The sequence below is a fragment of the Nonomuraea sp. H19 genome (genome assembly GCF_052068215.1).
Classification (GTDB): Bacteria; Actinomycetota; Actinomycetes; order Streptosporangiales; family Streptosporangiaceae; genus Nonomuraea.
On sequence record NZ_JBQHCV010000009.1, the window covers coordinates 97,013 to 111,601 of the forward strand.

General features: G+C 69.4%; 11 protein-coding genes. 7 read left to right on the plus strand and 4 right to left on the minus strand.

The features are described 5' to 3' along the window. The first annotated feature begins 1 nt into the window (after window position 1). Window positions 2–1,588: a dolichyl-phosphate-mannose--protein mannosyltransferase gene (locus ACTMTI_RS21340; RefSeq protein ID WP_441122200.1), complete on the plus strand. Its 1,587-nt coding sequence runs from the start codon at window positions 2–4 to the stop codon at window positions 1,586–1,588. Here ACTMTI_RS21340 and ACTMTI_RS21345 read toward each other — a convergent pair. Continuing rightward, the gene (locus ACTMTI_RS21345; RefSeq protein ID WP_441122201.1) at window positions 1,524–2,999 is read right to left on the minus strand and encodes a hypothetical protein; all 1,476 of its coding nucleotides are present in this window, start codon (window positions 2,997–2,999) and stop codon (window positions 1,524–1,526) included. The two genes, ACTMTI_RS21340 and ACTMTI_RS21345, sit on opposite strands and share 65 nt — an antisense overlap. A gap of 171 nt (window positions 3,000–3,170) precedes the next feature. On the opposite strand from ACTMTI_RS21345, the gene ACTMTI_RS21350 reads away from it, so the two are divergent. The 4 genes from ACTMTI_RS21350 to ACTMTI_RS21365 all read left to right on the plus strand — a co-directional run bounded on the left by ACTMTI_RS21350 (window position 3,171) and on the right by ACTMTI_RS21365 (window position 8,711). Next, window positions 3,171–4,391, plus strand: a complete 1,221-nt coding sequence (locus ACTMTI_RS21350) for a glycosyltransferase family 2 protein (RefSeq protein WP_441122202.1) — start codon at window positions 3,171–3,173, stop codon at window positions 4,389–4,391. A gap of 524 nt (window positions 4,392–4,915) precedes the next feature. Continuing rightward, on the plus strand, window positions 4,916–6,697 hold the full coding sequence (gene metG / locus ACTMTI_RS21355) for a methionine--tRNA ligase (protein WP_441122203.1): 1,782 nt from the start codon (window positions 4,916–4,918) through the stop codon (window positions 6,695–6,697). Window positions 6,698–6,863: 166 nt separating this feature from the next. Then, window positions 6,864–7,718: a TatD family hydrolase gene (locus ACTMTI_RS21360; protein WP_441122204.1), complete on the plus strand. Its 855-nt coding sequence runs from the start codon at window positions 6,864–6,866 to the stop codon at window positions 7,716–7,718. 156 nt (window positions 7,719–7,874) lie between these two features. Then, entirely contained in the window at window positions 7,875–8,711 is an 837-nt protein-coding gene (locus ACTMTI_RS21365) for a ubiquitin-like domain-containing protein (protein ID WP_441122205.1), read from the plus strand. Here ACTMTI_RS21365 and ACTMTI_RS21370 read toward each other — a convergent pair. After that, window positions 8,708–9,904, minus strand: coding sequence for a hypothetical protein (locus tag ACTMTI_RS21370; RefSeq protein ID WP_441122206.1), 1,197 nt, complete (start codon window positions 9,902–9,904; stop codon window positions 8,708–8,710). The two genes, ACTMTI_RS21365 and ACTMTI_RS21370, sit on opposite strands and share 4 nt — an antisense overlap. After that, the gene (locus tag ACTMTI_RS21375) at window positions 9,901–11,760 is read right to left on the minus strand and encodes a protein kinase domain-containing protein (RefSeq protein WP_441122207.1); all 1,860 of its coding nucleotides are present in this window, start codon (window positions 11,758–11,760) and stop codon (window positions 9,901–9,903) included. The genes ACTMTI_RS21370 and ACTMTI_RS21375 overlap by 4 nt, the downstream gene beginning before the upstream one ends. A gap of 67 nt (window positions 11,761–11,827) precedes the next feature. Here ACTMTI_RS21375 and rsmA point away from each other — a divergent pair, with 67 nt between their 5' ends. Next, a complete protein-coding gene (gene rsmA, locus ACTMTI_RS21380) occupies window positions 11,828–12,667 on the plus strand; it encodes a 16S rRNA (adenine(1518)-N(6)/adenine(1519)-N(6))-dimethyltransferase RsmA (protein ID WP_441122474.1) in 840 nt (279 codons plus the stop codon). Between the two features lie 273 nt (window positions 12,668–12,940). Further along, window positions 12,941–13,516, plus strand: coding sequence for an NlpC/P60 family protein (locus ACTMTI_RS21385; RefSeq protein WP_441122208.1), 576 nt, complete (start codon window positions 12,941–12,943; stop codon window positions 13,514–13,516). Between the two features lie 33 nt (window positions 13,517–13,549). Here the strand turns inward: ACTMTI_RS21385 and ACTMTI_RS21390 are convergent, their stop codons facing one another. Then, entirely contained in the window at window positions 13,550–14,338 is a 789-nt protein-coding gene (locus ACTMTI_RS21390) for an arginase family protein (protein WP_441122209.1), read from the minus strand. Between the last annotated feature and the right edge of the window lie 251 nt (window positions 14,339–14,589).

Consider the following 14,589-nt stretch of genomic DNA (forward strand, 5'->3'; position numbering starts at 1 on the left):
CATGAGGAGTTGGGGGGCTTCCGCTCAGCGACTGGTTCCACCGATCCAGGGATCCGCCCTCCTGGGCTGGGTCGGCCCGCTCCTGGTGACGATCTTCGGCGGCATCCTGCGCTTCTGGAACCTCGGCCATCCCAGGGCCGTCGTCTTCGACGAGACGTACTACATCAAGGACGCCTACTCGCTCCTCAAATACGGGGTCGAGCGGGTCACGCTCGGCGACGCCAAGAACCCCATCGCCGACAAGCGCTTGATGTCCGGCAACCTGGATATCTTCAAGCACTGCCCCGAGCCCGCTGACTGCGCCTCGTTCGTGGCCCACCCGCCGCTGGGCAAGTGGATGATCGCGGCCGGCGAGCAGCTGTTCGGCCTGGACCCGTTCGGCTGGCGCTTCGCCGCCGCGCTGGCCGGCACCCTGTCGATCCTGATCATGGCCAGGGTGGCGCGCCGGATGACCCGCTCGACGCTGCTGGGCTGCCTGGCCGGGTTGCTGCTGGCGCTGGACGGGCTGCACCTGGTGCTGTCGCGGACGGCGCTGCTGGACATCTTCCTGATGTTCTGGGTGCTGGCCGGGTTCGCGTGCCTGGTGGCCGACCGGGACTGGGCCCGGCGGCGGCTGGCCGGCTGGTACGACAGCGCGCCGATCAACGGGACGGGCCCGCGGCTCGGGCTCAGGCCGTGGCGGCTGGCGGCGGGCGCCTGCCTGGGGGCGGCGTGCGCGGTGAAGTGGTCGGGGATCTTCTTCCTCATCGCGTTCGCGGTCCTGACCCTGATGTGGGACATGGGGGCCAGGCGGGCGCTGGGGTTGCGGGAGCCGCACCGGGGGGCGCTGTCGTACGACGTGCCGGGCGGCCTCGCGGCGATGACGCTCGTGCCCGCCGCGGTGTTCATGGCGAGCTGGACGGGCTGGTTCGCCACCGCGGGCGGCTGGGGGCGCAACTGGGCGCAGGCCACCTCGTCGGGGCCGGCGTTCTTCGTGGTCGACTCGATCCGGTCATGGGTGACCTACCAGGTCCAGGTGCTCGGCTATCACAGCGGCCTGCACGAATATCACCCGTACATGTCGGAGCCCTGGCAGTGGCCGCTGCTCATCCGGCCCGTCTCGTTCTACTATCCGTCGGACATCCCGCCGTCGGCGTGCGGGGCCGGCCAATGCTCCCAGGCCGTGCTCGGCGTCGGCACCCCCGCTCTGTGGTACGGCGCCCTGCTCGCGCTCATCGGCCTGATCGCCTGGTACGTGTCCTCGCGCGACTGGCGGGCAGGGGCGACGCTGCTGGCGTTCGCGGTCGGCTGGCTGCCGTGGTTCTACTACGCCATCGCCGGCAACCGGACGATGTACCTGTTCTACATGATCCCGGTGGTGCCGTTCATGGTGCTGGCGGTCGTCCTGATGGCGGGGCTGATCCTGGGCCGGGAGAACTCTCCCCCGGCCCGGCGGTCGATCGGCGCCGCGACGGTGGGGGCGTTCGCGCTCATCGTGCTGATCAACTTCTGGTGGCTCTATCCGGTGCTGACCGCCGAGACGATCACGCACGCAGAGTGGTGGGCTCGGATGCTGATGCGTTCTTGGGTGACAACCGCCCCCAAGTGACGCCCTTGCGCAGGGTGATCGCCGCCGCGATGCAGGCCAGGGGGACGGCCGGGAGCACGTACCGGTAGTCGAACTCCGCCGTCGCCGCCGGGGCCAGCAGCAGCCCGACCGCGCCCAGCCACGGCAGCACCACCGGGCCGCCGAACTTGCGCCAGCGCACCGCGACCCCGTAGAGGCCGATCAGCAGGATCCCGCCCAGCATGATGCCGCGCAGGTAGAAGACCTTCTGGTAGCCGCTCATGATGTCCGCCCAGGGATGCACGATCCGCGTCTCCGGCGGGCCCTGCTCGTAGCTGAACGCGTCGGTGTCGGTCCGGCCGCCGGCGTACGACGACCACTTCGGCAGCCGCTTGGGCTGGCCGTTCTCGTCGAGCTGGACGTATGGCTTGAACTGATACATCAGGTATGTCGGCTCGTCAGGGAAAGTCGGCCGGTCCCAGTGGAAGGAGCGGAAGAAGTCCCGCGCGACCACCTTGAGGTAGTCGCCCGGCTGCGACAGGATCGCCCGGGTGGCGAACACGCTGGCCGCGTCGTTGGTGATGTCGCTCCACTTCTTGTTGATGCCCCACCGGTGCAGCACCTCGCCGGTGCCCGTGCCGTTGCCGTTGCCCTGGCCCCAGAGGTACCACTGCGCGTGGTCCTTGCGCTGGCTGACCGGGTCGTTGATGCACAACAGCAGCAGCTGGACCTCTTTGTACTTGTCGATGTTCATCTTGCTGCAGTCGGCGAAGATCGCCGTGCGCATGTAAAGGATGAGGCCGTCGCTGTTGGTCATCGCGAACTTGCCGTACGCGGAGGCGAACCACCCCATGTACGCCATCACGGGGATCGCGCACGCCGTGATCACTGCGGTGATGGGCCGCCAGCCCGTTCGCTTGACCAGCAGGTAGAGCACCACCAGTGCCAGGATCGGCAGGCCGATCGAGCGCGTCAGCCAGGTCATCGCCAGCAGCAGGCCGATGACCGCGCCGGCCTTCCACGTCAGCCGCCGCTTCCACAGCACCATGGTGATCACGCCCACCACGAGCAGCATGAACATCGTGTCCGACATCACCAGCTGCTCGAGCTGGATCTGGTAGGCGTCGAACAGCACCGGCGCCGCCGCCAGCGTGGCGCCCCACTTCGGCAACCTGAACTTGATCCGCAGCAGCGCGTAGATCAGGCACGCCGTGGCCAGACCCATCAGATGCTGCGTGAACGTCACCAGCGCGAAGCTGTGGAACGGCTTGAGCAGCATCAGCCAGAAGCTGTAGCCGTCCGGCCTGATGGGGTGCGGACGCGGGTGCAGCGCCACCGAGACGTACTCGTAGGAGTCGTTGAACCACATGGCCGGGCCGTAGCCGAGCATGGTGATGAGCCGCAGCAGGGCGCCGACGCCGAAGGCTGCGGCGAACACCCGATGCCGGCGCAAAAAGGACAGCCAACGTGCAACCCGACCAGGGGCGGAGTGGTCCACAGGGGTAATCTCCGCGACGCTCACCATGCTGTAAAGAATGCCAGTCGTTTTTGGGTCGTGACCCGAACAGACCCTGACTCAGGGCATGATGGTGCACTGGAAGAGCCTTAACTGAAGGGTAGACACGTGGAACTGACGGTGGTCATGCCCTGCCTCAACGAGGCGGAGACCGTGGAAGTCTGTGTACGCAAGGCTTTGGCGTGCATGGAGGAGCACGGCATCGAGGGCGAGGTCCTGATCGCCGACAACGGCAGCACGGACGGCTCGCAACAGCTCGCCCGCGACGCCGGTGCCCGCGTGGTCCACGTCGACGAGAAGGGCTACGGCAACGCCCTCATGGGCGGGATCAGGGCAGCGCGCGGCAAATACGTCATCATGGGCGACGCTGACGATTCATACGACTTCACCTCGCTGCTGGCGTTCGTCGAGCAGCTACGCGACGGCGCCGACCTGGTCATGGGCAACCGCTTCAAGGGGGGCATCGCCCCCGGCGCCATGCCCCCGCTGCACCGCTATCTGGGCAACCCGGTGCTGTCGTTCATCGGCCGGCTGTTCTTCCCGTCGGCGATCGGCGACTTCCACTGCGGCCTGCGTGGCTTCAGGCGCGACTCGATCCTGAAGCTGCAGCTGCAGACCGGCGGCATGGAGTTCGCCTCCGAGATGGTGGTCCGCTCCACGCTGTCCGGGCTCGACGTGCGCGAGGTGCCGACGACGCTCTCGCCCGACGGCCGCTCCCGCCCGCCGCACCTGCGCTCCTGGCGCGACGGCTGGCGCCACCTGCGCTTCCTGCTGCTCTACAGCCCCAAGTGGCTGTTCTTCTATCCGGGCGTGTTGATGATGATCATCGGCCTGGTCGCGGGAACCGCGCTGACCTTCGGGCCGGTGGAGATCGGCGAGCTGGCCTTCGACGTCGACACCCTGGTCGGCACGTCCGCGCTGGTGGTGATCGGCTTCCAGGCGGCGTTGTTCGCGGTGTTCACCAAGGTCTACGCGGCCGAGGAGGGATTCCTGCCGGAGTCGCCACGCATCCGGCGGCTCATCGACATCGTCAGCCTGGAGAAGGGGCTGGTGGTCGGTGGCCTGCTGGCGCTGGCCGGTCTCGTCGGTCTGGTGATGTCGCTGGTGCACTGGCAGGTGCGCAGTTTCGGTGAGCTGGACCCGCGCGAGTCGCTCCGCATCGTGGTGCCGTCGGCCACGGCGCTGATCGTGAGCTTCCAGACGATCTTCGCCTCCCTGTTCATCAGCATCCTCGGCATCCGCCGCACCCGGGAGACGCCCGTCGACCACGCCGCGGCCGCCGCCGAGGAAGCCGCCGCCGCCCTCTCCCTGGAAAAGACCAAAAAATAAGCATCTTTCACTAGATGCGGTGATCTTCACCTTTTGCGCGCTGCCGGCCGCGGGCGATAATCATCCTTTACGCGCTGCCGTGGCCGGCCACCCGCCGCCGCTGGCTCGCGTCCGTCCAGGGAAACGCCCTCTGACCGGTCAGTGGCGCACCGCCGTAACGGTGCGCCTTCTTGACCGGCTCCGTGGCTCACTCTGGGCGGCGTCGCGCCGAACGCCCGCACTGAGGAACCAGACGGGGCCCGTCGGCCCACAGCGCCGGTCTCGGGGCCCGCTTGCGCCACGGAGCCGGTCAACGTGGGCTCGCGTAGTGGCGGGTGACTTGTGAAGGGTCAGAGGGCGTTTCCTGGAGGGCCATCAGCCGGAGTGCGGCGGGTGGCCGGCCACGGCAGCGCGTAACAGATGGACTCGCCCGCGGTGGCGCGTAACAGATGGACTCACCCGCGGCGGCGCGTAACAGACGGACATCACCCCGCGCCCGGCGGCGCGTAAAGTATGGACTTCTGTCTTCCCGTAGGCTTGGAATCATGTCCCAGCACATCTTGACCGCCGTTGCGTGGCCTTACGCGAACGGCCCCCGCCATATCGGGCACGTTTCCGGGTTCGGCGTGCCGTCCGACGTCTTCAGCCGCTACCAGCGGATGGCGGGCAACAAGGTGCTGATGGTGTCCGGCACCGATGAGCACGGCACCCCCATCCAGGTGCAGGCCGACAAGGAAGGCGTCAGCGCCAGGGAGCTGGCCGACCGCTACAACCGGGTCATCGCCGAGGACCTGACCGGGCTCGGGCTCTCCTATGACCTGTTCACCAGGACCACCACGAAGAACCACTACGCCATCACGCAGGAGATCTTCAAGGGTCTCTTCGACAACGGCTATATCTTCCCCAAAACCACGATGGGGGCGATTTCCCCCTCGACCGGCCGCACGCTGCCCGACCGCTACATCGAGGGCACCTGCCCCATCTGCGGCTACGACGGTGCGCGCGGCGACCAGTGCGACAACTGCGGCAACCAGCTCGACCCGATCCAGCTGATCAACCCCAAGAGCCGCATCAACGGCGAGACCCCGGTCTTCGCCGAGACCGAGCACTTCATGCTCGACCTGCCCGCCTTCGCCGAGGTGCTCGGCTCCTACCTGCAGTCCAAGCAGGGCGAATGGCGGCCCAACGTGCTGAAGTTCGCTCTCAACCTGCTCGGCGACCTGCAGCCGCGGGCGATCAGCCGCGACCTCGACTGGGGCGTGCCGATCCCGCTCGACGGCTGGCGTGACCAGCCCAACAAGCGCCTCTACGTGTGGTTCGACGCGGTCATCGGCTATCTGTCGGCCTCCATCGAGTGGGCCAGGCGCTCCGGCGACCCGGACGCCTGGCGTCAGTGGTGGCAGAACCCCGACGCCCGCGGCTACTACTTCATGGGCAAGGACAACATCGTCTTCCACGCCGAGATCTGGCCGGCGATGCTGCTCGGCTACAGCGGCCGGGGCCAGACCGGTGGCACGCCGGGCTCGCTCGGGGCGCTCGAGCTGCCGTCCGAGGTGGTCTCCAGCGAGTTCCTGACGATGGAGGGCAGGAAGTTCTCCTCATCGCGCCAAGTGGTCATCTACGTGCGCGACTTCCTGGCCCGCTACGACGCCGACGCGCTGCGCTACTACATCGCGGTGGCCGGGCCGGAAAACCAGGACACCGACTTCACCTGGCAGGAGTTCGTCAACCGCAACAACGGCGAGCTCGTCGCGGCCTGGGGCAACCTGGTCAACCGGTCGATCTCGATGGCCGCCAAGAACTTCGGCGCCGTGCCCGAGGCCGGCGACCTCACCGACGCCGACCGGGCGCTGCTGGAGCGCTCGCGCAACGCCTTCGGCCCGGTCGGGGCGGAGCTGAACAGGTCGAGGTTCAAGAACGCCATCACCGAGGCGTTCGACGTGGTCCGCGACGCCAACAGATACCTGGCCGAGCAGGAGCCGTGGAAGCTCAAGGACGACCCCGGCCGGCAGAAGTCGATCCTGCACGTCGCGCTGCAGGTGGTCGACGACGCCAAGACGATGCTGACGCCGTTCCTGCCCAACTCCTCCAACAAGGTCTTCGCCATGCTCGGCGGCGAGGACGTGTGGTCGGGCATGCCGGAGATCCGTGAGGTCGACGAGGACGGCGGCGAGCCCTACCCGGTGATCACCGGCGAATACGACGGGGCCGCCCGCTGGGAGCACCGGCCGATCAAGCCGGGCACGCCGCTCGCGCCGCCCGTGCCGCTGTTCAAGAAGCTCGACCCGAAGGTCGTGGACGAGGAACTGGCCCGGCTGGCCGACTGACCGCTGCGGGGAGCGTTCTCGGCGGCGTCCGCGTGCCATGCGCGGGTGCTTCCGGGAACGCCGGGCGCAGGAAAGGTCAGCGAAGGAAGGCTCGGCGCAGGAAGGTCAGCGAAGGAAGGCTCGGCGCCGGAGAAGCTCGGTGCCGGGGGCAGCTACCTTAGATGCCGTGAGCAAGATTCCCGCCGCGCCAGAGCCGCTTTCCGCGCCCGTGTTCGACAGCCACTGCCACCTGGACATCATGGTGGGCAACCGGCAGGCGTCGTCAGGAGACCCGGTGGCGCAGGCCGCGCAGGCGGCGGTCGCCACCGTGCGGAGCATCCTCGACGAGGCGCGGGCGGTCGGCGTGACCAGGCTGGTCACGATCGGGTACGACCTGAAGTCCTCCCGGTGGAACGCGGAGGCGGCGGCGGCGCAGGAAGGCGTGTACGCCGGGGTGGCCATCCACCCGAACGAGGCCCACGAGGCCACCCCCGAGGTGCTGGCCGAGATCGAGACCCTTGCGGGCCGGCCGGAGGTGCGGGCCGTGGGGGAGACGGGGCTCGACTACTACCGCGACTGGGCGAGCAAGGACGACCAGCACGCGAGCTTCCGCGCGCACATCGAGATCGCCAAGCGGACAGGCAAGGCGCTGGTCATCCACGACCGGGACGCGCACGACGACGTGCTCAAGGTGCTGGCCGCGGAGGGCGCGCCGGAGAAGGTGGTGTTCCACAGCTTCTCGGGCGACGCCGAAATGGCGAAAAAGTGTGTGGAAGCCGGATATTTCATGTCGTTCTCCGGCCCCGTGACGTACAAGAACGCCGCCTACCTCCGTGAGGCCGCGCACGTAGCACCTCCGGAGCTCATGCTGGTCGAGACCGACGCCCCCTACCTGCCGCCGGTCCCGCACCGGGGCAAGCCCAACGCCCCCTACCTCATCCCGCTCACCCTGCGCTGCCTCGCCGAGGTCAAGGGGGTCCATCCGGACCAGTTGTGCGAGGCGATCAGTACCAATGGAGTCACGGTCTTCGGCGAGTGGTGACCATCTTTTGGTGAACCGGTGGATGCGGACGCGCGAACGCGGCTAGCGTTCGGGTCGTCACGCAGCGTTACCGGAGGTGGTTTCTTGCGAGGCAAGAGACGCGCGCCGCGTCCGCCGATCCCGTGGCGTTCCCCGTGGACGCCGATGGTCTGTCTGGTGGGAGCCGCGGCGGTGGGCGTGCTCGTCGTCGTGTCGTCCCTGGCAAAGGACGTGACCGTGGTCGTCGACGGCCGGCCGATGGCGGTCCGCAGCTTCGCCGGGTCCGTACGCGAGGTGCTCGGCGACGCCGGGGTCTCCCTGTCGTCCGGTGACGTCGTACGGCCGGCCGCACAGGCGACGGTCTCCGACGGATCCAGGATCGAGGTACGCCGCGCCCGGCTCATCAGGCTGACCGTGGACGGCCGCACCACCACGCACATGGTCACCAGCACGAGAGTCGGCGACGCGCTGGCCGAGCTCGACATCGCCCCGGCCGCCGGCAAGATCTCGGCGCCCCGCGACGGCGCGGTGCCGCTGTCGGGCATGGAGCTCACCGTCTACACCAGGCGCAGCGTGTATGTGGTGGCCGGGAGCACCAGGCTCACCTCCCGCACCACCGCTCGGACGGTGCGCGAGGTGCTCAGGCAGAAAGACATCGCGGTGCGCCCCGGCTACCAGGTCAACCCGCCACTCGACAGCTTCCCCGAGGACGGCACGGTCATCACGGTCAGGCCGCCGCACACCACACCGATCCAGCCGGACGTCGCCGGCCTCGACTGGCCGGCGCTGGCCGAATGCGAGACGGACGGGAACCCGGAGGCGTACGACCCGGATGGCCCTTACTACGGGATGTACGCGTTCAGCCTGCGCATGTGGCAGACCGCCGGCGGCGCGGGGCTGCCGAGCGACTGGCCGGAGGAGGAGCAGACCTACCGGGCGCAGCTTCTCTACCAGCAGCTGGGCGGCAGGTGGCAGAGCCAGTGGCCGGCCTGCGGCGCCCACCTGTACAACTAACCGGACACCGCCACCCCGAAGTCGGCGCCCTTGGGCGGTTGCAGCGACTGGAGGCTCTCGGCGTTCCGGCCGGCCACCGCGACCTTGCCGGACGGCTGCGCGTCCGGCTGCCCGACGTACAGCTTGTTGCCGCTGAAGGCCACCGACCAGCCGAACAGCCCGTCGCCGGTCGACAGCTCGCGGTCCTCGGCGGCGCCCTTCCAGGAGACGATGCGGACGCCGCCCCCGTACGGGGCGCCGATGGCCAGCCTGCCGTCCGCGGACGCGGCCAGCGCGAACCCGAACGCCTGGTTGCCACCCTGCTCCACCGTCCTCGTGGGCTTCCTGGCCGGGTCGAGGAGCTGGACGTAGCCGGGTCCTGGGGAGCTGACGGCATAGCCGGAGCCTTCGGAGTACGCCACCGCGTAGCCGTACCTGTCGCCCGAGGCGTTGGTGGGCGAGTCCAGCTTCAGGCTCGTGATCTGCGCCGCCAGCACGTCGTCGATGAAGACCACCGAGCCTGAGTTGATCTTTCCGGCCTCGATCTGGCGGCCCGCGCCGTCGTCGTTCTCGTACGGGACGCCGACGACCAGCTCGTTCTTCGTCCCGAACGCCATCGACCAGCCGAACTGGTCGCCCACCTCGCTGTTGCCGCGGACGTCGACGCTTTCCTGGCTGATCCTGCGCAGGCTGCCGGTGCCCTTGCGTACGTAGATCGCGCCCACGTCCAAGAGCCGTGCCTCGTCCTCGTACGGTGCGCCGATGGCCACCAGGTCGCCCCGGGCCGCCAGCGACCAGCCGAAGTGCGCGAACCGCTGCGGCTCCGAGGCGGTCAGGCGCTGCGGAGGCCTGGCGCCGCCGCCGTAGATCACGTACGCGGCCCCGGCGTCCTCGGTGCCGTCCACGTCCGCGTACGGGGCGCCGACCACCAGGTCGGCACAGGCGTCGCCGTCGACCTTCGCCAGGCGCGCCGCCCACCCGAAGGCATCGCCCTTGACCAGGTCCGGCGCGGGGACGGGGACGACCTTGCCCGCGGACAGCACGTGGACGGCGCCCTTCTGGTCATCCGCGAACGGGTCGCCCACCACCACGTCGTCCGCGCCGTCACCGTCGAAGTCGGAGGCCCCCGCGCAGGCCGCCGCGGTGGCGGTGGCGGGCAGCATCGGGGTCCCGACGGCGAGCAGCAGTGCGATGAGCGCCGATCGGATCCTCACAACGCCACCTCGATCTGCTTGCCGTTGTCGAGCATCGTCGCCGTCAGCTTCACGGGCTTGCGGTAGTTGGCCAGGTCGAACACGAAGGTGCCGGCCACGCGGGCGCCGGGCAGGATGGCCGGGGGCAGCGTGACGGGCGCCGGATCGTGCTCACCGCCCCGGTCGTCGACCATGGTCACCACGGGCTGGACCAGCAGCCGCCGCTCGCCGCCGGGGTTGAGCACGGTCCAGTGGATCACGCAGAGCTGGCCCTGGGTCGCGCTCTTGCCCTCATACTCCTTCAGCCCGCACTCGGGAGCGCCCGCGATGATCGCGATCGGGTCGTCGAAGGCGTTGCCCAGCGCGAACCTCCGGCCCACGTCGTTGGCGCGGGTCGCGGTGGCGGACTGGGAAGGGTCGCCGGAGGTGGTGGTGACGGTGTTGCGGGCCGACGTGACGATCAGCACGGCCACCGTGACGACGATGGCCAGCACGGCCGCCGCGGCCGCGATGAGCCACCGGGTGCCGGGCGTCCGCGTGCCACCGAGGGTGTCGGGCTCGCTCGGGAGGAGTTCGGGGCCGGCCGGGACCGCCGTCCCGCCCGGCCGCGTCTCGGTGTTGCCCTGACCTGCGGGCGCCGCCTGCCGCTCCTGCCTCTCGACCCCGGCCTGCCTCTCGACCCCGGCCTGCCCGAACTGCGCCGGTGGCCCCTGGGTCGCCGGGGCGGGCTGCCGCAGCCGAGCAGCGGGGGACTGCCCTTGGACGGGAGTCTCCCAGCGGGCCAGCTCCTCCTTGGCCGCCTGCTCCTCCCGGCGGGCCAGCTCCTCGATCGACGCCCGGCTCTGCCCGGCCCCTCCCACCGGGGTGGGGGAGACCGGCGGGCCAGGCGACTTGCCCATGGTGTCGCTCGGTGGCGGGGTCGTGAACGTCGCCGTGATGTCCGGCTCGTCGACCACGTTCTGTGGCGGCTGCCAGTCGCTGAGCATCTCGGTCGCGACCAGGGTCGGCGGATTGATCGACGGCGCCGGCGTGGTGCCGCCGACCAGCGCGATCAGCAGGTCCTGCGCCGTCGGACGCAGGGCGGGGTCCATCGAGGTGGCCCGCTGGACCAGCTCGTTCAGAGGCGCTGGCAGCGCACCCAGCTCGGGCGGGGTGTTCAGCACGCGGGTGGCCAGCGTGATGGGGTCGCCGCGGCCGAACGGATGCCGCCCGTTGCCCGCGTACGCCACCAGGCAACCCCAGGCGAAGATGTCGGCCGCAGGGCTGACGACCTCCCCGCGTACCTGCTCGGGCGCCCACCATCCGGGACTGCCCAGTAACTCGCCGGAAAGCGTGAACCCGGTATCCCGGTCCAGGGCCCTGGCGATGCCGAAGTCGATCACCCGAGGCCCCGAGAGAGACAGGATCACGTTCGCCGGCTTCAAATCCCGGTGCACCAGGCCCGCCACGTGGATCGCGGCCAGCGCCGCCGCGACCCCCAGCGCCACGCCGTGCAGCAGCCCCGGGTCCAGAGACCCATATTTCGCGATCTGGTCGGACAGCGTGGTGCCCGCGATGTACTCGGTCACCATGTACGGCCGGCCGTCCCTGGTGTTGCCGTTGTCCAGCACCTGAGCCGTGCAGAACGACGCCACCCGGCGCGCGTTGTCGACCTCCGCGTGGAACCGGGCCGCGAACCCCTCCTGGTTGGCGAACTCCGCCTTCACGACCTTGACCGCGACGAAACGCCCCGTCGGCGCCCGCGCGAGGAACACGGTCCCCATGCCGCCCTCGCCGAGCCGCCCCAGCAGCCGGTACGGCCCGATTTCCCGCAAGTCCGTCGGGCGGAGCGGCGCGGCGCCCGTTGGCTCCATGAGGGACGTCCCTTCCTGTTCCACGCCATCCTCTCCTTTGGTCTCCCCATCCGCCATCGCAGGTTCTTCGATGCGGGAGACTGGTTGGATGATGAGGCTGTTGGGCCCTGCAGAAATACGTATTTTGGCGAACAAGCTAGATCTTCGGCCCACAAAAAAGCTAGGCCAGAACTTCGTGATCGACGCGGGAACCGTCCGGCGCATCGTCCGCGTAGCCGATTTGTCACCGGATGACGTGGTCATTGAGGTGGGGCCGGGCCTCGGCTCGCTCACCCTCGCCCTCCTGCCGGAGGCCGCACACGTGGTGGCCGTCGAGATCGACCCGGTGCTCGCCACCCAGCTCCCCATCACCGTCGCCGACCGCGGCCCGTCCGACAAGCTCACCGTCGTCAACGCCGACGCCATGAAGATCACCCCCGGTGACCTGTCGGGCTTCACCCCCACCGCCCTGGTCGCCAACCTCCCCTACAACGTCGCCGTCCCGGTGGTGCTCCACCTCCTCGAGGTCCTCCCGTCCCTGCGCAAGGGCCTGGTCATGGTGCAGTCCGAGGTCGCCGACCGGCTCGCCGCCGGGCCGGGCTCGAAGGTGTACGGGATCCCGTCGGTCAAGGCGGCCTGGTACGCGGACGTACGCCGGGCCGGTCCGGTGGGCCGTACGGTCTTCTGGCCTGTCCCGAACGTCGACTCGGGCCTTGTCTCCCTCACCCGCCGCGAACCGCCCACCACGACGGCCTCGCGCGAGCAGGTGTTCGCCGTGGTGGACGCCGCCTTCGCCCAGCGCCGCAAGACCCTGCGCGCGGCCCTGGCGTCGTGGGCGGGCAGCCCTGTCGAGGCGGAACGCGTCCTGCGGGCGGCGGGCGTGGACCCGTCGGCGCGAGGCGAGCAACTCGACATCGAATCCTTCGCCCGCATTGCCGAACTGGGGCCCTGACTTGGGCGGCTGAGCTGGTCCCCTGACCTGGGCACTGAGCTGGGGCCCTGACTTGGGCGGCTGAGCTGGGCCCCTGACCTGGGCACTGAGCTAGGGCCCTGACCTGGGCGGCTGCGCTAGACACCTGACCTGGGCAGCGCCAATAGCCCGGAGTTTTCCACAACCGCGCTCGCTGCTTCCCCTGATTCCACAGAACCGTGTTCGGCCCCGCGCCGCCGAGCCCGGTCGCATGATCCTGGCCTCCCCGATCCCTACGGCTCCGGGAGGCCGACCATGATCCACCGTTTCGCTCTCCTCTGGCTCACCCTCACCGGCGGGCTCTTCGCGGCCCTGGCCGCGTTCCCGGGCACCGCCCAGGCCGCCGCGTCCGCGTCCAACCCGGCCGACGCGCTCAAGCCCGTCATCAAGCTCAAGTCCGCTATCAAGAAGGCGCCCCTCACCCGAGGCCGGATCGCCGCCTCCGCCGCCCTCGGCCAGCTGGGCGTCTCCTTCTCCTGGGGAGGGGGCTCCGCGAAAGGCCCCACCATCGGCATCGGCAGAGGAGCGAACACGAAGGGCTTCGACTGCAGCGGCCTGACCCTCTACGCCTGGTCCAAGGCCGGCGTGTCCCTCACCCACTACACCGGCGCCCAATACCGCCAGGGCCGGAGGGTGCCGCCGGCGGAGCGGCGGGTGGGCGACCTGCTCTTCTTCGGCGGCGGCCGCGGCGACCCCACCCACGTGGCCCTCTACCTGGGACGAGGACTGATGATCCACGCCCCCAAGACGGGCGACGTGGTGAAGACGACCAACTTCCTGAGCTCGCCCTACTACCGTGCCGCCTTCCGCGGCACCGTACGCCCCGGCTGACCGCGTTCGGGGAGAACACCCCTCGGGCGGTGGTTACCTCCGAGCGCAAGCCTCCACCAGGCGTCCGACCAATCCGGACAGCAGTTCCTGATCTTCGTCCCGAGCGGGCTCATACTCCATGAGCCCGAGCCCAGCCACCTCGAACCGCTCGCCGATGGCCGCGACCAAGGAGAGGAGCCGCTCAGGATGCAACCCGCCGGGGGTAGGGCACCCAACGCTGTGGAAGATCTCCGGATCGAGTACGTCGAAGTCGATGTGCACGTAGACGACGGGGGCGTCGGAAGCAGCGGCGATGGCCGCCAAGAGGGCCGCCGGGGACTCCACCTCCTTCAGGTGACGAATCCCACTGGCCTCGACGAACGCCGCCTCAGGAGGATCGAGATCACGCACCCCCGCCAGCACGATCCGCCCAGGGTCCAGAGCCTCCTCCGGCACCAGGCCCTCGGGCCCTTGACCGGTGAGGGCCCGCAGCACCATCCCGTGGTAGGCCCCGGAAGGCGACGACTCCGGCGTGTTCAGATCGCCGTGGGCATCGAACCACACGACGACCAGCCGATCTCCATACCGCTTCCGGGCCGCCGCCACGGGCTCCAGCTCGACCCCGCAGTCGCCACCAACAGTGATCAAGAACGCGTCACGCGCCTCGGAAACCGCCGTACGCACCCGGGAGGCGGTGCCGGCCAGATCCGCGTCGTCGACGTCGACGCGCACCCGGTGATCCGCCTCCACCAGATCGGCGAGCAACCGCGCCCCCTCGCGAAGACGTTGCGCCGTACGCGATCCCGACCCCCGCCACTGCGGCACCTCGACAACCGTCACCACGGACAACACACCTCTCCTCGGTAGAAAACCACCCCCAGGGTGGCAAGCACGCTACAGCCCTCGTCCAGCGGGTTCCAGTTCACTCTTCGTCACCGATCAGGACGGCGGCACATGACCGGTATCTTGACGCTGCGTGTCGATGAATCGGACGTTCGCTCGGTCATATTTTCAGAACAGCATGTCAGGGTGGCAGGCCCCGATAACATCGAGTGTCTTTGACCCCGGCAAGTGATGAGAGTGGCTGTAGATCG